Genomic DNA, 22063 nt, shown 5'->3' with positions numbered 1-22063 from the left:
TTGCTTTGTGCTGAGGTGCGATTTGACCGGCATGCCCTTGGCCAAGCAGCCGTACCGTCTGCGTTGGAAGGATCAGGTCATTGAGGGCCTGACCGATGAGAAGGGGCAAACCTCCGCGATCCCCACAGGCAGCTCCGCTGCCGAAGTGACTTGTGAAATCCTGGGGGAAGCAATCGATGGCTAACGGCCCAGCACTCAGGGTCATCACGACCCAAAAATCTCAGTCCACCGTCAAGAGCGACACGACGCCAGCGCAGGCACAAGGCAACGAGCTTGCAATGGCGCTTCAGGGCATGGAAACGGCCTCTGCTGCATTTGCCGAGAGCATCATCAAAGACCCACCTGCGCGCGCCGACTACACCCGCAAGACAGCCGCCGCCAGAGCAGAACTGATCCAGCTCGTGAAAGAGGGCAAGATCACCCCGCACGAAGCGGCCAAGACGGCCAATGCCATCCGCAATCAGATCATGGAGCTGACACGAGCCAGGATCACCGACTTCGGCCTGGCCTTGTCAAAAGACATGAAAGCATCCGGACGGCCACTGGACTACATGCAGAGCCTGAAAGCCAATGAAATGTTCGGACGGCCGTTCGAGTCGCTGACCTCCGTGCAAAAAGAAAAGGTTTGGGTGCAGATCGTCGATAGCGCAGGCAAGTCCAATCATGGCGTCAATATGCGCGTGAAGCTGTACGGCGCTGCAGGGCGAGTTTTCCTGGTGGCGACGCTCGCCTTCGCCGTCTACAACGTTGCCACCGCTGAAGACAAGCCTCGTCAGGCAGCCAAAGAGGGCACCACGGTTGCGGGTGGCGTAGCGGGTGGTGCGTTGGCGACGGTCGGTGTTGTCGCGATGGTCAGCAACCCAGCAGGTTGGGTGGTCGGTGTCATGATGTTCGTGGGGGCTGCGGTCGGGGCGACAGGCGCATCCTCCTCGTTTGACTACTTCTGGCCGGAGACAGCGCATTGAATCAGCTTGCCGTGATTGCCGCGACCCAAGGTTTTGCCATGGTGGCAGCGATCATCATGTCGATGCGCGTCACGTCCGATGTTCCCCTCGCGCCCGCCTCACAGGGTGAGCGTTTACGGGCCTGGGCGATCATCGCTGCTTGCTGCGCTGGGCTTTGCCTTCTGACGGCGTGCATGTTTCACGCGGGCTGGCCATACAAGACGCACCTGTTGGCCGCACTGGGCTTGGGGGGGCTTCTGTACCTGCCCCTCTCCACATCGTCTGAATCCGATGACGATGACTCACCAGTGTCCATCCTCGACAGGGTCAAGGTGACCTTGGCGACCGTGGCATGCGCGGCATCCCTTGCCGCCATTGGTGCCTACGCCGTGCTGCTCAAGCTCTGACGCCACCCATCGCGCCACAGTCTGGTCACGCCCATCACGCTGCCATTGCCTGGTAGCGCACCTCGACGCGGCCACACATTTCCGCAAGCGACCACTCCAACGCTCCTGCCAGCCGGTGCAGCACGCTGATGGTGGGCTGCTTGCGCCCGCTCTCGATCAAGGTGATATAGGGCCGATCCAACTCACAGCGCCCAGCCAGGTCCTCCTGCGACAAGCCGAGTTCTAAGCGGCGCACCTTGATCTCCACCCCCAAGGCTTCGATCAACGACTGGTTTCGACTCGGCCTCATGGACAGCAAGTCTTCCGAATATGTACACTATTGACACGTGTCTATAGATAACATTCGAGAGGAAAATGAGATCATGGAAGGCTTGCGACGACTCCACACCACAGGCTACGTGACGTCACGCAGTCATTGCAAGGCGTCCATCTGTGTACTGGCTCTGATTCAGACGCTTTCAGGGTGCGTAACCACCCAAGCGCAACCGGACGGATCAACCAAGGTGCGGCTCTCACTGGGCGCCCAGGCCCAGTCTGCTCAAACCGCCACCCCCAACAACTTCGAGCGCCAAGAAGGCGCCGCCTTGCCAAGCGTCCGCACGACGCGTTTGGCAGGTGTCTTCAGCAAGCATCCCTACGACGGGACGGCAAAGACGTACTTTCCCCGTGTGGCAGTCACAGTGACGGACTGGGCCCGGAACGACTGTTGGTCGGCAACCGCCACGATCTGGTGGAGCATGAGCAAGTCGGAAGCTGTGCCCGCCTTCTCCGTGTGTTGGGGGCAATCGGTCGGCTATGCGGTCAACAACGCCGCCAACCTGCATCTGTTCATGCAGCAAACCGCCCTTGAGCACAGCGGCAACCTGCGCACATCCGGCCCCAAGCCGCCGATGCTGGCCAGTCCCGACAGGCAGCCGATCAGCGAGCGGCAACAGCTCGCCTTCCAGGGCTTCATTCAACAACTGGTGCGCGACACCGGCTGGCAACCGGGCGCGCCGACAAACCTGTGGCTGGTCGGTTATGGCGCCAGCACAACTACGCAGCCAGCTGGAAGCAAGGCCAAGGCCCAACTTGAGCAGGCGCTGTCTTGCGCCTCGATCAGCAAACGCTTTGATCAAGCAGAGGCCGCACTCAGGTTGTCGGGATGGCGACCAGGCCAAGGCATCACCCCGGTCACCTTGACCCAGCCCCTCAGGGTTCATGGGCTCACCGTGCACAAGATCGCAGTCTCTCGCGATGGTGGCGAGCACGTCTATCGCAGCTTCATGTCCGGTGTCAGCTTGCAGCAGGTGGTGAAGGCGGCCGCACTGCAGCTGGGCAAGGACGGCAGAACCTATGGCCGATTGACCAAAGTCGGCGTGCTCTCTGCTGATATGGAGGGTCGCGATCCCACGCTGACCTGCACCATCAACACAGAAGGAACGGAGGGATGAACATGTCGATGCAATGTCCTCGCTGCGGCAGCCCCCACATTCAGCGGATGGCTGTGGCGCATGCTAATGGAACACAGCACTTTCAAGCTGAGCACATCGCCTTCACGTCGAATGGCCAGTTTGCGCAAGGGAGCAGCCACGGCTCGCAGGCCACGTTGCTTGCTCAGCATTGCGCGCCACCCTCGCCACCATCGCCTATGCCTTTTGTGGTGAGCCTCGGACTTGGCTGCGCGGTCGTTTACCATGCATCGACAAGCTGTGACGTATTCGAGCGGAGCTGCAGGCTGGACATGTCAGCGGTCGCCATGCTCGCCCACAACTGGAAAGAGGCGCTTGCTGGCTTGGGCCTCATTGCAGTGGGATGGCTGCTGATGAAGGCCTGGCACATCCAGGCCAAAGACTACAGCGTTGCCAAAGACCAGTGGCGGAAGACATGGTTCTGCCATGGGTGTGGTCAGTCGCATCAACGCGGCTGAGAGCACAAGACGATTACAGTAATTATCGTAATCGCCTGATGAACACTCGGCTGCAGTTGCAAGCCTGCACGGACAAACGCCACGGGCCTGTCGTCAACGGTACCTTTGGCTCAGGTAGCTCAGTACTCGCCTTGAATGAAAGGCACGTGCGATCTGCCAACTGTCTTGCCCGTGTGCATCTGGCATGAGTGGATCACCACCACGTTGGATCATCAAATCAAGCAGCTCGGGCAAATCACTCTCGGCCGCCAACATCAGCGGTGTTCGGCCAGGAACCGGGTATCTGTGAGTTGCGTTTGGCTTGGCACCAGCCTCCAAAAGTATTGCGGCGATCCTCATCAACTTGGAAACTGAGTGCCTTGAAACGTGCCGGTCAACCATTGCTTTGGCCACAGCAATGGCCAGTTCTTGATGCGAGCTCAGAGCGGTTGTGTTTGATCCGAATGCGCCTGCGAGCCCGACGCCAAATCGACGCAACGTGTCTTTAAGCACCGAGTCGGGCTCTTGCATCATTCGAGCAGTCAGCGTGCACAGCATCTGGGTTGGGTTGACCCTCCCGGACATCTGGGACACCAAGTAGTACAGCGGCGACTGGTTGTCGGTCAGAGCTCGCTGTTCAACATCTGCGTTTTGCTCGACCAAGGCAGCCACGACATCAGGCAGACCAAGATCGATCGCGCACATCAATGGCATCAGTCGCTTGCGCTGGGTCAACGCATTGATCGTGGCTGGTTGATGGGGGTGGACAAGAAGCAGGTCCAGCACCTCGCGCCTGCCCGTCTGCTCTGCGTGCTGAATTGCGCAGAGCAGTGGGGAGGCGTTTGAGCTGTCCAGGTCGTCTACCGAGGCGCCCGCGTCAAGCAGCGCTTGGACTTGTTCAAGAAGTCCGAAGGAAGCAAAGAGGCGCAACTGTGGCCAGCGCCGAACCTGCCCATCCGCCGAGTGCACTGCCCGCAGGCGGCTCGGCGCCTTGAGATCGGGCTTCATCTTTGAGATGGCGTCGCGGTCAAGGAAAAGCCATCCTTGGATCGGCTCATCGGTCAGATCTTGCTGACATTCAACGAACCGTCCGCAAGCTGGGAATTCGACCGGCAACTGCAGCGCAAGCTGATCAAGCTCCCAATCTTCAAGAACCGTTCCCGCTTCAGGTTTGCGGTAGAGCCCGAGGACTATGCCGACGTGCTTGAGCTGTTTCAGAAACACCCGCTCCTTCGGCAGAAAGGCCGAGAGGCAGGACGCTTCGGAAACAATGTCTTTGATCTGGTGTCCCGCTCGGTAGCATGCCTGCTCGAAGGCTTGCTTGTAGTGCGGGAGTGCTTCTTGGTACTGCCCGGACAGCGCATGCCAACGGCCCTTCATCCAGCTGTAGTGGTAGGCGGTATGTCCCTCTGGGTCAAGGCGTTTTGCCAGTTGCTCCAGTGCTTCGATTTGCTGCCAGGTGCGTTCCCGATCCCCAGGCTGCTTTGTTGACGTTCGGCGCAGGTCGTGCCACAGGTGACCGCCAGCTTCGGCGAGCTCGGGCCATGCCTGTCCGGCGCGGACGACCAACTCGGAGAGAACATCCTCAACAGGTCTGCTGGGCGATGCAATCCCTCGCGCCTGAAGGAGCATCAAAGACCGCAGTGATCCCGGCCATTGCCTCTCTAGCCGTGACAGGGCAGAGGCAATCAGCAGCCAAACAGGGCAAGCGGGTGTCACGGATCGCCGTAATGGAGCCAGGGATGTTCGGCGTAATGGAGCCAGTTTCTGGCTGCTGAACAGGGCTCCCGAGGGGGTTGAGGAACAGGGTTATTTTGCCGCTTTCGCGGGGCTGGATTTGACGCTGCCGGCGGCGGTTCTGGGCGCGCGATACGACGCACCGTCGAGGACCATGCAGTAGGCGTTGTGCCGCAGGCGATCCAAGGTGGCGCTAGCCAGCAATCGGTTGTTGGGGAAGGCCTGATCCCACTCGGGGAAGTCCAGGTTGCTCGTGACGATGGTGGCGGCCTGCTCGTAGCGCTCAGCGATGAGGTCGTGCAGGTCCTCGTCTGCGGGCGAGCGCAGGGGCTTGAGGCCGAAGTCATCGATGATCAGCAGCGGCACGCGTGCCAGCGTGGCGAGCTTACGTTCGTAGCCGCCCGTGGCGCGCGCGGCGTTGAGGCTCTGGGTGAGCGACGCGCAGGTGGTGAAGATGACATCGACACCCTGGCGCACGGCGCAGTGCCCCAGGGCCTGAGCCAGGTGAGACTTGCCTGTGCCACAGGGGCCGACGATGAGCACAGGGGCCTTCTCTTGCAGATACCGCCCGGTGGCCAAGTCGTGAACCAGGCTGCGGTTGAGGTTGGGCAGGCGCTCGAAGTCGAACTGGTCCAGCGTCTTGGTTGTGCGGAACTGGGCTCGGCGCAGGCGCGAGCTGAACTTCTTTTGCTCGCGCCTGGCCACCTCATCGCTGATGAGCAAGGCCAGGAAGTCGGTGTAGGCCAGCTTGCCCTGGATGGCTTCGCGGTTGCGGGCCTCCAGCGAGTCGAGGATGCCTGAGAGGCGCAGTTGCTTGAGTTGGGGGCCCAGTTCGGGCGCGGGGTTCATGATGGTCATGGAGATCTCCTTGGGGGTCAATGCAGCGAGCTGGGCTGCGAGGTTGGGGATGGAGTGGGGAAGAGTTCGGCGGCAGGCCGCGTGAAGCGGTTGGTGCCGGCATAGGCAGGCGGGGTGTGGCTGTCGGCTTGAGCGCCCTGCACATCCGCCTTCGTGCTCAAGATGGTCTTGACGGTGCGGTAGTGCGGCGACTCGTGCGCCAGGGCCCGCGCGCAGGCAGCCTCCAGCCGCTTGGCGCCATAGGGCTTGAGCAGACCCAGCACGCCCTGTGCGGCGCGCAGCCGCTCCAGGACGTTGTCTGCCAGCAGCCGCTCGATGAGCGCTCGGCATTGGGGGCCGACTTCAGCGGCCTGGCTGGCGCACCACTGACGGTCCTTGGCGAAGAAGGCCTGGGCTTCAGGCGGCAGGTGCGCCTTGCAGGTGACCCGCTGGCCGGGGCGTTGCCCTCGCGGGTGCGTGGCCACATGTCGGTAGTCCTCGTACAAGGCCACGACCGCATCGGTGGCCCGCAGCCACAGCGTCTTGCCCACCAGCGCGAACGGGGCCGAGTACAAGATGCGCTCGAGTTGCACATGGCAGTCCTTGTGCACGCTCACCCTGTGCCAGGTGCCCAGGTCCGGCGCGATGGCCGGCAGTGGCTTCAAGAGCGGCTGCTCCAGGGCGAACAGTGCCAGCGGTGGCTGGCGCGTGGAGCCGTGGATGCGCAGGCCCGCCGTCTCCATGACCCACGCCCTGGCTTGGGCGTTGAGGTCGGCCAGGTCACGGAACTCGCGCAGCGGCAGGAAGTTGCCCTTGACGTACTTGACGCCCGCCTCGACGATGCCCTTCTTCTGCGGGTCGTGCGGCGGGCACGGGTCGATCTTGAAGCCGTAGCCCTCGGCACACTCGGCGTAGGCGCGCTGCACGACCGGGTCCTGGGCGCAAGCCTTCGTGATCGCGCACTTGGCGTTGTCGATGACAACGCGCTCGGGCACGCCTGCGAACCACTCGAAGGCTCGGCGGTGGCAGCCTAGCCAGGTGGCCACCGTCTGGTCCCAGACGAACTCCAGGTACTGGTGGCGGCTGTGCGCCAGCGTCATCACGAAGGCCCAGGTGCGCCGCGGCTTGCCATCCGGGTGCAGCAAGATGGGGCCGGCACCGAAGTCCACCTGGGCAGCTTCGCCCGGGGCAAAGTCAAGGCGGCAGGTGACCTCCGGCGGCAAGGTGGCGCGGATGCCGGCGACCATGCGGCGCACGGCCGAGTAACTGCCCGTCCAGCCGTGCTGACGCTGCAGCGCCTGGTGGATGGCTGTGCCGGGCACGTTCTGCTCGACCCAGCCGGCCACCTTGTCGCGATGTTCTTCCAGGCTGGAGACAGTGGTACTGGCGCGCTTGGGTGGCTGCAGGGCGGCCGCCACGGCCTCATCGTCGGGCAGCGGTGCCTGGGCATCCAGCCAGCCATGCACCTGGGCCAGCGCCCGCCACTGGGCAGCCTTGCGCCGCCCCATGATCTTGGCGTCGGCAATGTCCCGGTCGGAGTCACCCTGACGCATGCGCAGCAGGGCCTGTCGGTAGTGATGCATCTCGAATCTCCTGCGGGCCATTCCCTGTCTCCAGGCAAAAAGCCCACAGGGTAGAGATGGCCCGAATCGATTCGGGAGGCTGTTCAGTCAGCGCAGACTGGCTCCATTACGCCGATCCGCCGCTGGCTCCAATACGGCGATCACGCACTGGTGCCATAACGCCGATCATCGGCTGGCTCCAATATGCCGATCACGAAGTGGCTCCATTACGCCGGTCGGTGACAGCGGGGATGGGCTTCCAGCACTCGACCAGCTTTCGGTAAAACAGCTTGATGCTCTGCGCTGAAGGAATGTCGGTGCCGGTACGCCACTTACGTACTTTTTCCTGCTCAAACCGAGCCGATCCTGTGCTCCCCGGATACAGCAGTTTTTCTACAGGGCCTCCGACGGCTCCGTCCAGCCATTCGAATGTCACCCGCAGCGGCTGCTCGCTGTCAGCAAGCAACCGCTGCAAGTCAGGGCCCGGCAGCTCGGCGCTGACTTGCAGCAGCAGTTGTCCGCCGAATGGGGCAAAGAAATGCTCAACCAAGACCGGAAGTGCTTCGTTTCGCCCCAGGGCATCCAGTGACACGCTGAGCACCAGATGGGTATAGGCGGACCGAACTGAGGATACCCAGCGTGCGAAGATTTGATGAGCGATATCTCCAATGACAGTTGCGCTGTTGTCAACGAGTACCTCGTCGATGACCATATCCAGCCGTCGCCAATCGAAATCGCCTTCTCTGGCCAAGCGTCCCACATCACTTCCGGCCTTGTTGGCATCTATTGCTCCGGCCAAGGCCGAGATGCACTCGCCGAATCTCGGATACGGGGGTAATTGTTTTGTCATGGTCATTTGATCGCGCCGATGCGGCGAATGTCCCTGCGGAAATTCAGGCTGGCCCACCAGTCGCTTGGGGTTCCGGGCACTGCAAGCTTCCGGCCATTCGGCGCAACAAGCTTGCCATGCGTTTTCCCGTTCACGTACTTCCAAACTGAGCTGACCCGTGTTCGCACCAAGGCGGACACCGTCTTGTCGTTGCTGTATCTCATTGGCAGTTTCGGGCCCGGCACCATCACTGGCGCCAGGCTCAACTGAGCTTACTTCGAGCCCTTGGAGCCACCTTGATTCGTGGCAGCCGAGCTCTGTGCCCGCGAAGCGAAGCTACCAGCAGCCACCTGCCCGCCGTTGGACTTTGCGGTTGACGACTGGATGCGTGCAGCAGCTTGGCTGGTCATGGGAGTGGACTTGGCAGAAGACTTGGACATACTGGACCTTTCAATGGTTGTGTTGCGCACATCGGCAACAGTCGAAAGGTTAGAGATCTGGCTTCAGTTCGTATCCCGCGCGACCGCTGAAGAATTTTTCTGTTTTGCACTGCATGGGCTCATGCCGTGAATCCCATTGGATTGCGAGTTGGGCTGGGCATGGATGGCAAGTCTCCAACTCGAATGTAATCTCGCTCTTCCCGCGCAGCCCGCCCCAGCGCGCGCTTGATCGCCAAGCCCACGCTTCTTGGTGGCAAGTTCTTCAACTGGTTCACCACCTGCTCATCCAGCCTCGGCGAGAAGGCCGAACCCCAAGGGCTCTCCGCCCGCATGCGCCCATAAATCTGTTGGGCAATGTGAGCCGCGTGCTCAGTTGTTGGGGCCTGCACCTGCAGCACCGTCATGCGTGACAACAGCGGCGCCGGAATGTTGTCCGCACTGTTGGCCGTGGCGATCCAGTTCACATGGCTGGCATCAATCGAGAAGTCTCGAATGGACAGGTCGATGAAACTACGAGCGCTGCGAGGCTCCAGCAACGTGTACAGCGCTGCCAGCGGGTCGTACGGGCGGTCCTTGTCGGTCTTGTCCAACTCGTCCAGCACCACGACCGGGTTGGCTTTAGGTTGATAGGCCAGCAATTCGAACAACACACCGGGCTCCGAGTTGCTCCAGAACGACTCCGACCCGGCCAGTGGCGAGCCCGATTGTGCGCTGGCCATGTCCATGACGCGGAAAGGCAGGCACAACCGCTCTGCCAGCCACCGTGCGGCCTCAGTCTTGCCAATGCCAGCCGGTCCCACCAGCAAGAGGGGAGACCAGGACACGCGCCCATCACCCATGGCATGCAGCGCGAAATAGTCGTGCAGAACCTCGGCCACTTCTGCAAAGTTTGGGAAGTTGCAAGTGAACTCGTCAATCAGGTCAGGCCAATCATCGGGGAGTTCCCCCAAGCAACGACGCTCGTGGCCTGCTGCGCGGATGCGCTCGGCAATGTGATGGGCACGCTTGGCTTTCTCCTCAGACTTAGTGCGGTGTCGGTCCACGAAGCTGCGCAAGCCGCTGACGTCAAGAAAGGCGATCTGCGGCGTGGCTCGCGCGGCCGGCGGGCTGGAAGGTGCCAGCGGTGGTTCGAGCGGGGTTTCGTGGTGCAAGGTTTGCACCACGAATGACACACCCTCGTCCATGGGCACCGATGGATCGATGGGCTCACCTCGGATCGAACGCACACGTTCAGCGGGCGCTGGCAGCAAGCCCAGCCCCAACGCCAACCTGCGGTTGCGCTTGATGTCTTCCGTGAACAGCCCTATGGATGCCTCGTGCCTTTTACAGCGCACACCCTGGCCTGCATTGGCATCGCCGCCAATCACCGGAGCGCCGCAAACAGGGCAGTGCTGCTGTGCGGCGTGTCGCGAGACATCGATCAAATCCAGCAAAGCCCGGTCGCGGCTCACACTGGCGTTAGTGAGTTCCATCCGCAGACAAAGCCTGTCGCGGTAGGTGGTTGCGCAGAACAGTGGTGTGCCCTGCAGGTTCTCAGGCTGCATCAGCAGCTCAGCCTTGGCCAGAAACTGCTCCACCACCAGCATATGGCCCGGCGCGGGCTCGACCACCTGACTTCCCAACCAAGGGTGACGCGCCTTCATGGCCGCGATGGCTCGCAGGTAGGCTGCTCGGCTCATGGTGCGGTAACGTGATGAGGTTGCCATGGACTTTGATTTTTGACTATAAATTACTATAACAACAAGAGGCAAATCAGGCAAACCCGGAATCGAGCTAACCTCTCGTCTTATAGTGAATTACAGTGATAGCTCGTTCCACGGCATGCGCACCATGAGTCCAGACCGAATACCCCAACTGGCCAGTACCTTGTTGCGCTTGCGTGGGCAAACGCTGAGCGCCGTTGCCCAAGCCACTGGCATCCGTACGGCGAACCTGTCGGTCTGGCTGCGCGGCAAGCCTCAGGTGATTTCCGCTGCGCGGGTGACGGCCTTGACGCATCACCTGGGCATCGAGGGTGGGCAGTTGCGTGGCGACGTGCTGCACCAGTGGGCAGACTGTGGGCAGTTGGATCTACTGAGAGCGGTGTGCACACTGCTGGAAGCCAAAGACAGTCCGCCCACATGGCTCTTCCAGGACGAGCAGCCAGGCCTGACCAAAACCCGCTTTCTGCAATGGGGCGGCGCCTGGATACGGCTGGCCGTGACACCGGACACCAGCGGCTTGGCAGACGTCGCGGGCATCACCCATGCGCAGCGCGTGGTGACCCTGCCGTGTGCCTTGGCAGGCATCAGCACCGATTCCGTTCAATTGGCCAGCAATGCCTTGCTGGAGCTGGCGCAGCAGGTTGCCATGGACGTCGGCGACGACGAACTGCTGGATGGCCTCTTGTATCGGCTGAATGAAGGCCATGCCGCTGAGTTGGCGTTCAATACGGCCAACCCCGCAGGCTGGGTGCAGCTGGAACGCGCACTGAGGTCAGCGTTGAGCGCTGGTGTCAGTCCTGCGGAGTTGGCGAAGTGGGTCGCCAGCCATCAAGATGCCCTGAACTCGGCATGTGGCCGCAATCGATGAACAGCCTTGTCTTGTTGGACGCATCAACCCTTCTAGTTGTCCCCAATCGGCCACCGTGCCTGATTACTGGCGAAATCTGCCCAGCGGCCACATTCTTTGAGCTTTTAGAAGCCAGCTCAAAGAATGCGCGCGAGGTCCTGGGGACATTCACCTTCTGCAGTGCGAGCAGTGTGGTGCTTTGACGGGCGACAAAGTGCCTCCTTTGGATGTGCTCTCTCGTCGAGTCGCGAGTTTGACTGTTGTCTGTGTGTTTCAACTCGCGCTATCGATCAAAAGGTTCGCCCGAACTGCAGGACCAGTCCACTGCGATTGAGGTCTTTTGTCTCTTGACTGGCATACGACAACCCACCCGTAGGAGGTCGATAGAAGCGGTCATTCCCCGCTCTGACCCACGCCAGCCCACCATTCCAACCGTCGCCCCACGTCGCGTTGACCCCCAGCTTCAGGTCGTTGTACGAGGGGTTCATGCCATCGTAGCGAACTCGCAGCTCAGTTCTCCCCCAATGCCCAACGAGGCTGACTCGGTCGCTCAGAGGCAAGTTAACCGACAGGTCGTGATATCGCGTACCCCGACTACCCGCGCTGTAGCCCGTGCGAACATTGGCGCCAAAATAATCGGTCGCCGAAATCGACAGCTTGTAGCTCACCCACTTCCAGCTCATCCCTGCATTAACCTCGAAGGTGTCAAAGCGTTGAGAGACTTGTGAGCATGGCGCAGCCATTGCTGCAGAAGGACAAGCCGAATGGGCAAGGTTGGCGCCGGGGTAAGCATAGCCATACCCCCCCACAGAGAAGCTCCAGTCATCCCCGAAACGCCCACTGAAGCCTCCATAGTAGTCCAGCTCCAGCGACCCGCCTGGGTAACTGTTACCCGACACATTGGAAGCCCACAGGCCGGCGTACCAGCCATTCGACCAATTAGCATCGACGCCGCCCTGCAATGCGGGGTGCCCCCAGGTCTGATCAATGCCTCGAAAGCGATAGTGGTTCACCACGCTGATGTTGCTCGCAATGGTGAGGGCCTTGGCATCAATTGGGTCAGGCGCCGCACGGCTCACCATGGACAGAGAAGACAAAGCGAGGCAAGCACTTACCCGGCCAGCAAACCGGTACAAAGAAGTGAGTTTGTTCATGTTGTTCATCCGTTTTGACGAAGGTCAGTTCTGTCCACTGGAAGTTCGTGCCCGAGCCACCGCGTCCACATCGATGTTGAGCGCCAGAACGTGAACACGTGGCTCCCCAAAGAAGCCCAGCCACGGTTGCTCGGTGTGGCGGTCGATCAAGTCCTGAACCACCAAATGAGGCAGGCCACGTACCTTGGCCACGCGAGCGGCTTGAAACTGCGCCGCGGCCACGCTGATGTGCGGGTCCAGCCCACTGCCGGACGCGGTCACCAGATCCACCGGAACGGGACGGGTGTTCCCTGGATCAACGGCGCGCAAAGCCTCGACACGTGCCTTGACCGCATCTGACAAGGCGGGGTTCAGCGGCCCGAGGTTGGAGCCTGCCGAGTTCGCCGCGTTGTAAGGCGTCGGCGCCGTCGCCGATGGGCGCGACCAAAAATGCCCAGGGTCGGTGAAGGCCTGGCCAATCAGGCGAGACCCGACAACCTGGCCGCCATCGTGCGACACCAGACTACCGTTCGCCTGCGCAGGGAACAGCCCCTGCCCCACGCCTGTTACCGCGAGTGGATAGGCCACACCAGTCACCACTGACAACATCACGAAGAGGCTGACGGCAGGACGAACGTACGAATGAGATGGTGATTGCGACTGCATGTGAATCTCCTAGTCGTGACCTCAGACGAGGCCCATGAAACTCAAGCCCAGATCGATCAGCTTGATGCCGATGAAGGGCACCAGCACCCCGCCCAGGCCATAGATCAGCAGGTTGCGGCGCAAAAGCGTGGCAGCGCCCAGCGCGCGATACGGCACACCCTTGATCGCAAGCGGAATCAAAAACATGATGATCAGCGCATTGAAGATGACGGCAGACAGCACCGCCGAGGTCGGACTGGTCAAGTGCATGACGTTCAGCGCCGCCAGTTGCGGATAGGTCGACACGAAGGCCGCTGGAACAATTGCAAAGTACTTCGCGATGTCGTTGGCCACACTGAAAGTGGTCAGCGAGCCGCGTGTCATCAGCATCTGCTTGCCAGTCTCGACCACCTCAATGAGCTTGGTCGGATTGCTGTCGAGGTCCACCATGTTGCTGGCCTCCTTGGCGGCTTGTGTGCCCGAGTTCATTGCCACGGCGACGTCGGCCTGCGCCAAAGCGGGCGCATCGTTGGTGCCGTCACCCGTCATCGCCACCAGCCGGCCTTCAGCCTGGTGCTGTCGGATGAGCGCCAGCTTCATCTCAGGGGTGGCCTCAGCCAGAAAGTCATCGACCCCGGCTTCGGCAGCAATGGCCGCGGCCGTCAGACGGTTGTCGCCAGTGATCATCACGGTCTGGATGCCCATGCGACGCAACTCGGCAAAGCGCTCCTTGATGCCACCCTTGACGATGTCTTTGAGTTCAACCACACCCAACACATGAGCGCCATCGCTCACGACCAGCGGGGTGCTGCCTTGATGAGCCACACGCTCAACCTCGGCATCAACGGCGCTCGGGAAATGCCCGCCCAATGCGATCACGTGCTTGCGAATGGCCTCGGCCGCCCCCTTGCGAATCTGGCGTTCACCCAGATCGACGCCACTCATGCGCGTCTGGGCCGAGAAGTGCACAAAATTAGCGTTCAGGGACTGCAGGTCACGGCCACGCAGGTCAAACTGTTGTTTGGCCAGCACCACGATGCTGCGACCTTCAGGCGTTTCGTCGGCCAGTGATGCCAACTGAGCCACATCGGCCAGCATGGCCTTGTTCACACCTGGTGCCGGGAGGAACTCGCTGGCCTGACGGTTGCCCAGCGTGATGGTGCCCGTCTTGTCCATCAGCAGCACATCCACGTCCCCGGCAGCCTCGACCGCCCGACCCGATGTGGCAATCACGTTGGCCTGCATCATGCGGCTCATACCCGCCACACCGATGGCCGACAGCAGCCCGGCGATGGTTGTCGGGATCAAGCACACCAACAAGGCCACGAGTACCGTGACAGACACCGGCTCCCCCGCCCCAGAGGCCATCACGCCAAACGCTGAGAACGGCCACAGGCTGCAAGTGACCACCAAAAAGACGATGGTCAGGGCCACCAGGAGGATGGTCAAGGCAATCTCGTTAGGGGTTTTCTGGCGTTTGGCGCCTTCGACCATCGCGATCATGCGATCGACAAAGGTTTCTCCCGGGTTCACCGACACCCGCACCATGATCCAGTCCGACAGCACTCGCGTGCCGCCTGTGACAGCAGAAAAGTCCCCCCCCGACTCACGAATCACCGGTGCCGATTCACCGGTGATGGCACTCTCGTCCACAGAGGCCACACCGTCGATCACCTCGCCATCCGCCGGAATCACGTCGCCAGCCTGCACCATCACGTGGTCACCCTTGCGCAGCTCCGACGATTCGATGGGATGCCACTTCGCCCCGACATCAGCCGACTCAAGCTTCTTGGCCCAGGTCTGCTTTTTGAGGCTGCGCAAGGAAGCGGCTTGGGCCTTGCTGCGCCCCTCCGCCAGCGCCTCGGCAAAATTCGCGAACAGCACCGTGAACCACAGCCATAAGGCAACTGCAACAACGAAGCCCGACGACTCGCCGCCGCTGCCACCACCGGACAAGGCATGGATCGCCAAACCGGTGGTCAGCCAACTGCCCACGTAGACCACAAACATCACGGGGTTGCGCCATTGCATGCGCGGATCAAGCTTGCGAAATGCATCCAGCACAGCGGGCTGCAGCAACACGGGGTCAAACAACTTGAAAACAGAACGTGTCATGTTGGTTCCTTCAACGCCACAGCATCAGTTGCTCCACCACCGGACCCAAGGCCAGCGCCGGAACGTAGTTCAGTAAACCGACCAGGAGTACCGTCCCCATCAACAGGACCACGAACAACGGGCCATGTGTGGGCATGGTCCCTTGGTGAGCCGCGAGGCGCTTCTTGCCTGCCAGAGAGCCCGCCAGGGCCAGCACAGGCACAATCACACCAAAACGACCGAACCACATCGCTACGGCCAGCAGCACGTTGTAAAAGGGCGTGTTGGCCGACAAACCGCCGAACGCACTGCCGTTGTTGTTCGCGGCAGAAGTGAGCGCGTACAGGATTTCAGAGAAACCATGTGGCCCCGGATTGGCCACACCCACACGCCCAGCTTCTACCGACGTGGCAAGGGCCGTCCCTGCCAGCACCAGAATTGGCGTGATCAGAATGACCATCGATACCATCTTCATATCGAAGGCCTCGATTTTCTTGCCCAAATATTCCGGCGTGCGGCCGATCATGAGTCCAGCCAGGAACACCGCCATCACCGCAAAGATCAGCATGCCGTAAAGGCCCGTCCCCACACCACCGAACACCACCTCACCCAGTTGCATGTTGATCAACGGCACCATGCCGCCCAGTGGGGTGAAGGAGTCGTGCATGGCGTTGACCGCGCCACACGAGGCATCGGTCGTGACAGTGGCGAACAGGGCAGACGCAACGATGCCAAACCGCACCTCCTTGCCTTCCATGTTGCCGCCTGCCTGATCCATCGTCTGAGCCTGGTTCACGCCAAGCTCACGCCACATCGGGTTGCCTTGTTGTTCGAAGTACGTGGCCGACCATGCCCCCGCGATGAACAACACGAACATCACCGTGATCACGCTCCAGCCCTGGCGCGCATCACCCACCATGCGACCAAACGTGAAGCACAGCGCCGCCGGAATCAGGAAGATCAAGAGCATCTGAATGAAGTTGCTCAGAGCAGTCGGATTCTCGAACGGGTGTGCCGAGTTGGCGTTGAAGAAGCCTCCACCGTTGGTGCCCAACATCTTGATGGCTTCCTGAGAGGCCACTGGTCCCATCGCCACTGTCTGCTTCTGACCGGTCAGGGTCTGGAGCTCAACGTAAGGCAGCAAGTTCTGAATCACGCCTTGGTGAACCAAGGCCACCGCGGACACGAAGGCAATGGGCAGCAGCACCCACAAGGTGGCCCTCATCAAATCGGTCCAGACATTCCCCAGCCCCTGCGCACTGTGACGCACAAAGCCGCGGATCAAGGCCACCACCACCACGATCCCAGTTGCCGCCGACAGGAAGTTCTGCACCGCCAAACCGAGCATTTGTGTGAGGTAACCCATCGTCGACTCACCACCGTATCCCTGCCAGTTCGTGTTGGTCACGAAACTCACGGCTGTGTTGAATGCAGAGTCCGGTGTCACAGCACCCATTCCTTGCGGATTGAGAGGCAGGACATGCTGCAGGCGCTGCAAGGCATAGACCGCGATGACGCCCAACAAGTTGAACAAGATCAGCGACAGTGCGTAACGCTTCCAGCCCATGTCAACTTCAGGCTGCGCGCCGCAGACACGCAGGAGCGGCGTTTCAACCCGGCGCATCCAGGTCACACGCCCCTCCATCACTGCATGGATGTACCGCCCCAAGGGCCATGCCGCGGCCAGCAGCACCACGCAGAACAGGCCTATTAGAGCCAAAGATTGGGTGTTCATGAAAAGTCCTCCGGGTTGAGCAAAACCGCGATCAAGTAAGCCAGCAACCCCACGGCTAGGCCTCCACACAGCAGCAACTCGCCACTCATGACGCACTCCGCTTCAAACGATCACACCCCATCGCCATGCCGACGATGAGCAGCCAGAACGTCGCGCCCAGCGCGACAAACACGATGTCCATCGGGTTCTCCTGTTCATATCCGATGCCATCGATCGTAGGAAGGCAGCCGTCAAGACGGGGCCAAGCTTTGGCATGCCCGGATCAAGAACGCATCAAGACCGACCTGAACCACTCGCTCATGCACGAGCTTCACCAATTCTTGACACCCAAACCCGCCTTCTCTACATCGTCTTGCCGCCGCGATACCTAGATTGGGCATGGTCCAAACCAACGCGCCACCCTGTTGTTGCGCTCACCAAGATGAGACCCGTTGCCGTGATTCAGCACGATGCCGTGCAAGGCCCTGGCATGCTGAAAGCGCTGCTGACCCAGTGGGGCATCCCCATGGTCCACATCCAACCCAGTCAGGGCGACCCGCTCCCTCGGTCAGCCAGCCGCTTCAGCGGCATCGCCCTACTGGGTAGCGATCACAGCATCCACGATCCGATTCGTTGGATCTACGAAGAGCAACGTTTGGTTCAAGATGCACTTTCGCAAGACGTGCCTGTCCTCGGGCATTGCTTCGGCGCCCAGATGCTCGCCGGCGTCGCTGGCGCTTCGGTCCGACGCTTGCCGCGACCTGACATCGGGTGGCGCATGTTGACGCCCACCCCTTACGCTCACGGCCTTTGGGGCACCTTTCAGGCGGTGCCGTCGTTCAACTGGCACCATGAAACCTTCGACATTCCAGCCGGTGCTGAGCGCATCCTCATCGGACAGCATTGCCAAAACAAGGGCTTCCGCCTCGGTCCACATCTGGCCTTGCAATGCCACTTGGAGATCACCCCCGACATCCTGACAGCCTGGTGCCAACATGGTGCTCCAGAGCTGGCGTGTCACCACTCTCCCAGCGTTCAGGCTGCCAGTCAGATCCTCTCGGACGCCCCTGTCTGGCTGCCTGCGCTGCACACGTTGGCCCGTCGCGTTTATGGCGACTGGACCGCACATCTGCCTGAAAGCCCTATGGCATCCAGGCACCACATGCCCCACCGTCTTGACACCTTCTTGATGCAATCAAGCGCACACTTCGGAGAACAAGAAGGAACCCGCCATGTATTCCGGACGAGAACGGCCTGACCCCGATGAATTGCTGCAACAGGTGAAGCAGGACGACATCCGCGCGGATCGGGGGCGTTTGAAGATCTTCATCGGTGCCTCTGCGGGGGTCGGCAAAACTTGGGCGATGCTGGCGGCCGCTCGCGCCAGTCAGGCACAGGGTCGCTCGCTGATCATCGGTCTGCTGGAAACCCATGGCCGCCATGACACTGAGCGCATGGCCGAAGGTCTGCCACGGTTGCCCCTTCGTCAGGTTCAGTACCGCGATCGAGCACTCAAAGAGTTCGATCTGGACGCCGCACTGGCCTTCGGTCAAGAACACAACAATGCCTTGGTGTTGGTAGACGAGTTGGCTCACAGCAACGTACCTGGTTCACGCCATCCCAAACGTTGGCAGGACATCGAAGAGTTGTTACAAGCTGGCATCGACGTCTGGACGACCATGAATGTCCAGCACCTCGAAAGCCTCAACGATGTGGTCAGCGGCATCACCGGCATAAGAGTGTGGGAGACCGTCCCTGATCGTCTGTTCGACGAAGCCGACGAGGTGGTCGTGGTGGACCTTCCTCCCGATGAACTACTGGCGCGACTCAAAGCGGGCAAGGTCTACCTGCCAGACCAGGCAGAACGTGCTGCCGGCAGCTTCTTTCGCAAGGGCAATCTGCTGGCCTTGCGCGAGCTGGCTCTGCGTCGCACGGCTGATCGGGTTGATGACCAGGTGCTGGCCTACCGCCGACAGGCATCGGTTGAAAGCGTCTGGCCAAACCGTGAGGCCCTGCTGGCTTGCGTAGGCTCGGACGGGCAGGCTGACAAGGTGGTACGAAGCTGCGCGCGCTTGGCTGCACAACTGGACGTGAACTGGCATGCGGTGCACATCGAGCCACTTGCCACATCGGGCCAGGACGGTGCTGTTTCTCCCGAAGTGGATCGCACCTTGAAGCTGGCTGCTCAGTTGGGCGCGACCACGGCGGTTCGCCCCGGTTCTGACGTCGCTCAGGCGCTTGTCCGCTACGCTCGTGAGCAGAACTTGGTCAGGCTGGTGATGGGGCGACATGGTCGACGCTGGCCTTGGGACGTCGTGCTGTCAGATCGCATCGCAGAGATGGCCTCTGAGATTGATGTCCTGCAGGTGTCCACCCCAGCCGCAAGTCTCGGCAACACGAGCAATGCGCCCGCATCTCCCGCTGCGCCCTCAGACAAGCCAGCCATGGCGTGGCAAGGACATGGCGCGGCAGTGGCGGCATGCGTGCTCACAGCCTTGCTCGCCACACCTTTGCAGCAGATCCTGGAGTTGTCCAACATCGTCATGCTCTTCCTGTTGACCGTGGTGGGCGTCGGACTGCGCTTCGGCCGCGGTCCGGCCTTGACTGCTGCCTTCCTGGGCGTGGGCTTATTCGATTTCTTCTTTGTCACCCCTCGCTTTTCGTTCGCTGTCAGCGACGTCCAGTACCTAGTGACGTTCATGGTCATGCTCGCCGTTGCCCTGACCATCGGACAACTCACCGCTGTGCTCAAGGTTCAGGCGGAATCAGCCATACGCCGTGAGCAACGGGTGCGCAGCCTGTACGAAATGGCCCGTGACTTGTCATCCGCCCTGATGGTTGAACAGGTGTCCGACATCGCACAGCGTTTTCTTGCTGCCGAGTTTCAGGCCCAAGGTACCTTGCTGGTCGCCGACGATGCAGATCAACTGAAGTCTGTGAATGGAGGCCGGTGCGAAGTTGACATGGCCGTGGCCCAATGGGCCTTCGGCAAAGGTCGTGCAGCGGGATCTGGGACCGACACCCTGCCTGCCAGTCGCACACTGGTACTCCCCCTGAACGCACCCATGCGAACCCGCGGGGCCCTTGTCATCATGCCTCCGGAACACACCAACCTCGATTCGGCTCAGCATCGACTGCTGGAAACCTGCGCCTCATTGCTGGCGATCTCGCTCGAACGCATCCATTACATTGAGGTGGCTCAGGCCAGCACCATTCAGATCGAGTCCGAGCGACTGCGCAACTCGCTGCTGTCAGCCATTTCACACGATTTGCGTACGCCTCTTTCAGGCTTGGTGGGCATGGCCGATGCCCTCGAAACATCCAGGCCCACACTGGCCCCCCCACAGCGCGAGATCGCAGGGGCCATGCGCCAGTCCGCGATTCGCATGGGAGTCCTCGTCAACAATCTGCTTGACATGGCCCGGCTGGAAGCCGGTGCGGTGCAGCTCAATCGCCAGTGGCAACCATTGGAGGAAGTGGTGGGCAGCGCGCTTGCAGCGAGCCAGCCCACACTGAAAGATCGTCCGATCACCGTCGATCTTGCCGAGAACCTGCCCTTGCTTCACCTGGACGCCGTACTGATTGAGCGTGTGCTCGTCAACCTCTTGGAGAACGCCGCCAAGTACACCCCCGCAGGCTCCCCCATTGAGCTGCATGCAGACTGCGCCAGTGGCACAGTCACCATCTGCATCGATGACCGAGGACCAGGATTGCCCCCAGGTCGAGAGGAGGCTTTGTTCCAAAAATTCGAGCGAGGCACCCGTGAAAGTGCACTGCCCGGCGTGGGTTTGGGGCTAGCGATTTGCCGCGCCATTGTTCAGGCACACGGCGGGCAGATTCACGCGGAACAACGCAATGGCGGGGGTGCCCGCTTCATCGTGACGCTACCGACTGGAACACCACCCAGCGATGATGGTAGCGTCACTGCCTCAGCCTTTGTAACGAGTTGCCTCACATGAGCGAACTGCATGCACACATTCTGGTCATCGAAGATGATCCGACGATCCGGCACTTTGTTCGACTCACTCTCGAATCGGAGGGGCACGAATCACACGAGGCTGACACGTTGCGACGAGGCCTGATCGCAGCGGGCACCCGTCGGCCTGATCTCGTGGTACTCGACCTGGGCTTACCTGACGGAGATGGGGCCAACTTCATCCGCGAGTTCCGAACATGGTCGACTACACCTGTGATCGTCTTATCAGCACGCAGCGCCGAGGCCGACAAGATCAATGCACTGGATGCAGGTGCCGACGACTACTTGGTCAAGCCCTTTGGCTCCGGTGAACTCATGGCCAGAGTGCGAGCTCAACTACGCAGACACCTGCATCAGACGCCCAGTGGCGACAGCACCATTCGCTTTGGCGAACTGGAGCTGGATCTCGTCAGGCGCCAATTGAGCAAGCGGGGAACACTGGTCCACCTCACCCCTATTGAGTACAAGTTGCTCACTTACCTGGCCGGTCAGCCGGATCGCGTCATCACGCATAGCCATTTGCTTAAGGCCGTCTGGGGCCCGGGACATGGTGAAGACACCCACTACGTGCGCGTGCACATGGCCAACCTGCGCAAAAAGGTCGAGGCCAACCCATCCATGCCCCAACACCTGTTGACCGAGGTCGGTGTGGGGTATCGCTTCGTCAATCGATAAGCCATCCTGGTTGTGAACGTGCCTCTGGAGCACCCAAGCTTCACACCGCGAAGGCTCCTCTTCCGGTTCAGTCTGCCCCCATGGATCTGCGCGTCAATAGCTAATCCAAATGACGAAGTTATCAGGAAAAGCTCCTGCGCTCTGACGCTTTGACCTTGTCCCACATAGCCGGGGCTCAGTCTGCCTGTCCAAAGCCGACCGTGTGCCTGGTTATGCAACACGTCGTGCCGGTCCCGCGATCTTGGGATGACGGTTGGCATGACATTCCATGCTGCGACGTCGTCATCGCCTCACGCTCCACAGCCGTGCGAGACATGGCGTCGGCCGGGGCGCTTCACTGTGGGTGAAGCACTGAATCTTCTCTCCGGTATGACCATCGCGCAACGAAAAGTTGGTTTATCTCCAAGGCTTTGATACGAGGCAGGCGCCCCTGTTCATTGATGGCGGCAGAACGCTTGGTCTGATCGTCCGCGACGATGGGTCCTCTGGCAACAGGCTTGGCAGCAGCTGATTCACTCAACGACATTGCGATTCCGCGAGAGGGATCGACTCAATGGGCAAGCTTTCAACCTGTACGTTTCGAATGTTACGCGGACCACGTCACCCATCGTCATCAAACTGCAATACTGAAA

General features: G+C 60.8%; 20 protein-coding genes. 9 read left to right on the top strand and 11 right to left on the bottom strand.

What is annotated here, in order from left to right; translation table 11 throughout:
• Positions 1 to 176: 176 nt before the first annotated feature.
• Entirely contained in the window at positions 177 to 965 is a 789-nt protein-coding gene (locus AC3WW4_RS04775) for a hypothetical protein (RefSeq protein ID WP_488827237.1), read from the top strand.
• A complete protein-coding gene (locus AC3WW4_RS04770; RefSeq protein WP_488827236.1) occupies positions 962 to 1351 on the top strand; it encodes a hypothetical protein in 390 nt (129 codons plus the stop codon). Before AC3WW4_RS04775 ends, AC3WW4_RS04770 begins: the two co-directional genes overlap by 4 nt.
• Before the next feature lie 34 nt (positions 1352 to 1385).
• Here AC3WW4_RS04770 and AC3WW4_RS04765 read toward each other — a convergent pair whose 3' ends face one another.
• The gene (locus AC3WW4_RS04765; protein WP_008650347.1) at positions 1386 to 1640 is read right to left on the bottom strand and encodes a helix-turn-helix domain-containing protein; all 255 of its coding nucleotides are present in this window, start codon (positions 1638 to 1640) and stop codon (positions 1386 to 1388) included.
• 73 nt (positions 1641 to 1713) lie between these two features.
• On the opposite strand from AC3WW4_RS04765, the gene AC3WW4_RS04760 reads away from it, so the two are divergent.
• Complete coding sequence (locus AC3WW4_RS04760; RefSeq protein WP_488827235.1) at positions 1714 to 2784, top strand: hypothetical protein; 1071 nt, start codon at positions 1714 to 1716, stop codon at positions 2782 to 2784.
• Positions 2781 to 3260, top strand: a complete 480-nt coding sequence (locus AC3WW4_RS04755; protein WP_488827234.1) for a hypothetical protein — start codon at positions 2781 to 2783, stop codon at positions 3258 to 3260. Before AC3WW4_RS04760 ends, AC3WW4_RS04755 begins: the two co-directional genes overlap by 4 nt.
• Before the next feature lie 93 nt (positions 3261 to 3353).
• On the opposite strand, the gene AC3WW4_RS04750 is transcribed toward AC3WW4_RS04755, so the two are convergent.
• From AC3WW4_RS04750 to AC3WW4_RS04735, 4 genes are all read right to left on the bottom strand, one after another.
• The gene (locus tag AC3WW4_RS04750) at positions 3354 to 4871 is read right to left on the bottom strand and encodes an ankyrin repeat domain-containing protein (protein WP_488827233.1); all 1518 of its coding nucleotides are present in this window, start codon (positions 4869 to 4871) and stop codon (positions 3354 to 3356) included.
• A 177-nt stretch (positions 4872 to 5048) separates the two neighbouring features.
• A complete protein-coding gene (gene istB / locus AC3WW4_RS04745; protein WP_488829690.1) occupies positions 5049 to 5825 on the bottom strand; it encodes an IS21-like element helper ATPase IstB in 777 nt (258 codons plus the stop codon).
• A 26-nt stretch (positions 5826 to 5851) separates the two neighbouring features.
• Positions 5852 to 7396, bottom strand: a complete 1545-nt coding sequence (istA, locus tag AC3WW4_RS04740; protein ID WP_488827232.1) for an IS21 family transposase — start codon at positions 7394 to 7396, stop codon at positions 5852 to 5854.
• Positions 7397 to 7586: 190 nt separating this feature from the next.
• Entirely contained in the window at positions 7587 to 8231 is a 645-nt protein-coding gene (locus AC3WW4_RS04735; protein WP_488827231.1) for a hypothetical protein, read from the bottom strand.
• A 276-nt stretch (positions 8232 to 8507) separates the two neighbouring features.
• Between AC3WW4_RS04735 and AC3WW4_RS04730 the strand changes: the two genes are divergently transcribed.
• Complete coding sequence (locus AC3WW4_RS04730; RefSeq protein WP_488827230.1) at positions 8508 to 8774, top strand: hypothetical protein; 267 nt, start codon at positions 8508 to 8510, stop codon at positions 8772 to 8774.
• Here the strand turns inward: AC3WW4_RS04730 and AC3WW4_RS04725 are convergent.
• Positions 8764 to 10350, bottom strand: coding sequence for an AAA family ATPase (locus AC3WW4_RS04725; protein WP_488827229.1), 1587 nt, complete (start codon positions 10348 to 10350; stop codon positions 8764 to 8766). The two genes, AC3WW4_RS04730 and AC3WW4_RS04725, sit on opposite strands and share 11 nt — an antisense overlap.
• A 124-nt stretch (positions 10351 to 10474) precedes the next feature.
• On the opposite strand from AC3WW4_RS04725, the gene AC3WW4_RS04720 reads away from it, so the two are divergent.
• Positions 10475 to 11215 carry a helix-turn-helix domain-containing protein gene (locus AC3WW4_RS04720; RefSeq protein WP_488827228.1) on the top strand — a complete coding sequence of 247 codons (741 nt, stop codon included), beginning with the start codon at positions 10475 to 10477 and terminating at the stop codon, positions 11213 to 11215.
• A 269-nt stretch (positions 11216 to 11484) separates the two neighbouring features.
• Here the strand turns inward: AC3WW4_RS04720 and AC3WW4_RS04715 are convergent, their stop codons facing one another.
• Genes AC3WW4_RS04715 through kdpF form a run of 5 tightly spaced genes read right to left on the bottom strand, consistent with a single transcriptional unit; the run spans position 11485 to position 16890 of the window.
• Positions 11485 to 12348, bottom strand: coding sequence for a TorF family putative porin (locus AC3WW4_RS04715; RefSeq protein ID WP_488827227.1), 864 nt, complete (start codon positions 12346 to 12348; stop codon positions 11485 to 11487).
• A 24-nt stretch (positions 12349 to 12372) separates the two neighbouring features.
• Positions 12373 to 12993, bottom strand: coding sequence for a potassium-transporting ATPase subunit KdpC (kdpC, locus tag AC3WW4_RS04710; RefSeq protein ID WP_035038914.1), 621 nt, complete (start codon positions 12991 to 12993; stop codon positions 12373 to 12375).
• Positions 12994 to 13014: 21 nt separating this feature from the next.
• Positions 13015 to 15087, bottom strand: coding sequence for a potassium-transporting ATPase subunit KdpB (gene kdpB, locus AC3WW4_RS04705; RefSeq protein ID WP_488827226.1), 2073 nt, complete (start codon positions 15085 to 15087; stop codon positions 13015 to 13017).
• Between the two features lie 10 nt (positions 15088 to 15097).
• The gene (gene kdpA / locus AC3WW4_RS04700; RefSeq protein ID WP_488827225.1) at positions 15098 to 16801 is read right to left on the bottom strand and encodes a potassium-transporting ATPase subunit KdpA; all 1704 of its coding nucleotides are present in this window, start codon (positions 16799 to 16801) and stop codon (positions 15098 to 15100) included.
• Positions 16798 to 16890 carry a K(+)-transporting ATPase subunit F gene (gene kdpF, locus AC3WW4_RS04695; protein ID WP_081961321.1) on the bottom strand — a complete coding sequence of 31 codons (93 nt, stop codon included), beginning with the start codon at positions 16888 to 16890 and terminating at the stop codon, positions 16798 to 16800. Before kdpF ends, kdpA begins: the two co-directional genes overlap by 4 nt.
• A gap of 380 nt (positions 16891 to 17270) precedes the next feature.
• On the opposite strand from kdpF, the gene AC3WW4_RS04690 reads away from it, so the two are divergent.
• Genes AC3WW4_RS04690 through AC3WW4_RS04680 form a run of 3 tightly spaced genes read left to right on the top strand, consistent with a single transcriptional unit; the run spans position 17271 to position 21431 of the window.
• On the top strand, positions 17271 to 18038 hold the full coding sequence (locus tag AC3WW4_RS04690; RefSeq protein ID WP_488827223.1) for a type 1 glutamine amidotransferase: 768 nt from the start codon (positions 17271 to 17273) through the stop codon (positions 18036 to 18038).
• On the top strand, positions 18013 to 20739 hold the full coding sequence (locus tag AC3WW4_RS04685) for a DUF4118 domain-containing protein (protein ID WP_488827222.1): 2727 nt from the start codon (positions 18013 to 18015) through the stop codon (positions 20737 to 20739). Before AC3WW4_RS04690 ends, AC3WW4_RS04685 begins: the two co-directional genes overlap by 26 nt.
• The gene (locus tag AC3WW4_RS04680; protein WP_488827221.1) at positions 20736 to 21431 is read left to right on the top strand and encodes a response regulator; all 696 of its coding nucleotides are present in this window, start codon (positions 20736 to 20738) and stop codon (positions 21429 to 21431) included. The genes AC3WW4_RS04685 and AC3WW4_RS04680 overlap by 4 nt, the downstream gene beginning before the upstream one ends.
• The last annotated feature ends 632 nt before the right edge of the window (positions 21432 to 22063 follow it).

This window comes from Aquabacterium sp. TM01 (assembly GCF_057808345.1).
Note: the sequence above shows the minus strand (reverse complement) of the source record. Positions and strands in the feature narration are given on the sequence as shown.

Bases quoted from the DNA above. Each gene is read 5' to 3' on its own strand.
- AC3WW4_RS04720 (WP_488827228.1), top strand. From the start codon at position 10,475: ATGAGTCCAGACCGAATACCCCAACTGGCCAGTACCTTGTTGCGCTTG.
- AC3WW4_RS04755 (WP_488827234.1), top strand. From the start codon at position 2,781: ATGAACATGTCGATGCAATGTCCTCGCTGCGGCAGCCCCCACATTCAG.
- AC3WW4_RS04735 (WP_488827231.1), bottom strand. From the start codon at position 8,231: ATGACCATGACAAAACAATTACCCCCGTATCCGAGATTCGGCGAGTGC.
- kdpC (WP_035038914.1), bottom strand. From the start codon at position 12,993: ATGCAGTCGCAATCACCATCTCATTCGTACGTTCGTCCTGCCGTCAGC.
- AC3WW4_RS04680 (WP_488827221.1), top strand. From the start codon at position 20,736: ATGAGCGAACTGCATGCACACATTCTGGTCATCGAAGATGATCCGACG.
- AC3WW4_RS04775 (WP_488827237.1), top strand. From the start codon at position 177: ATGGCTAACGGCCCAGCACTCAGGGTCATCACGACCCAAAAATCTCAG.
- kdpB (WP_488827226.1), bottom strand. From the start codon at position 15,087: ATGACACGTTCTGTTTTCAAGTTGTTTGACCCCGTGTTGCTGCAGCCC.
- AC3WW4_RS04715 (WP_488827227.1), bottom strand. From the start codon at position 12,348: ATGAACAAACTCACTTCTTTGTACCGGTTTGCTGGCCGGGTAAGTGCT.
- AC3WW4_RS04725 (WP_488827229.1), bottom strand. From the start codon at position 10,350: ATGGCAACCTCATCACGTTACCGCACCATGAGCCGAGCAGCCTACCTG.
- AC3WW4_RS04750 (WP_488827233.1), bottom strand. From the start codon at position 4,871: ATGCTCCTTCAGGCGCGAGGGATTGCATCGCCCAGCAGACCTGTTGAG.
- AC3WW4_RS04765 (WP_008650347.1), bottom strand. From the start codon at position 1,640: ATGAGGCCGAGTCGAAACCAGTCGTTGATCGAAGCCTTGGGGGTGGAG.
- istB (WP_488829690.1), bottom strand. From the start codon at position 5,825: ATGAACCCCGCGCCCGAACTGGGCCCCCAACTCAAGCAACTGCGCCTC.
- istA (WP_488827232.1), bottom strand. From the start codon at position 7,396: ATGCATCACTACCGACAGGCCCTGCTGCGCATGCGTCAGGGTGACTCC.
- AC3WW4_RS04690 (WP_488827223.1), top strand. From the start codon at position 17,271: ATGCTGAAAGCGCTGCTGACCCAGTGGGGCATCCCCATGGTCCACATC.
- kdpF (WP_081961321.1), bottom strand. From the start codon at position 16,890: ATGAGTGGCGAGTTGCTGCTGTGTGGAGGCCTAGCCGTGGGGTTGCTG.
- AC3WW4_RS04685 (WP_488827222.1), top strand. From the start codon at position 18,013: ATGTATTCCGGACGAGAACGGCCTGACCCCGATGAATTGCTGCAACAG.
- AC3WW4_RS04760 (WP_488827235.1), top strand. From the start codon at position 1,714: ATGGAAGGCTTGCGACGACTCCACACCACAGGCTACGTGACGTCACGC.
- kdpA (WP_488827225.1), bottom strand. From the start codon at position 16,801: ATGAACACCCAATCTTTGGCTCTAATAGGCCTGTTCTGCGTGGTGCTG.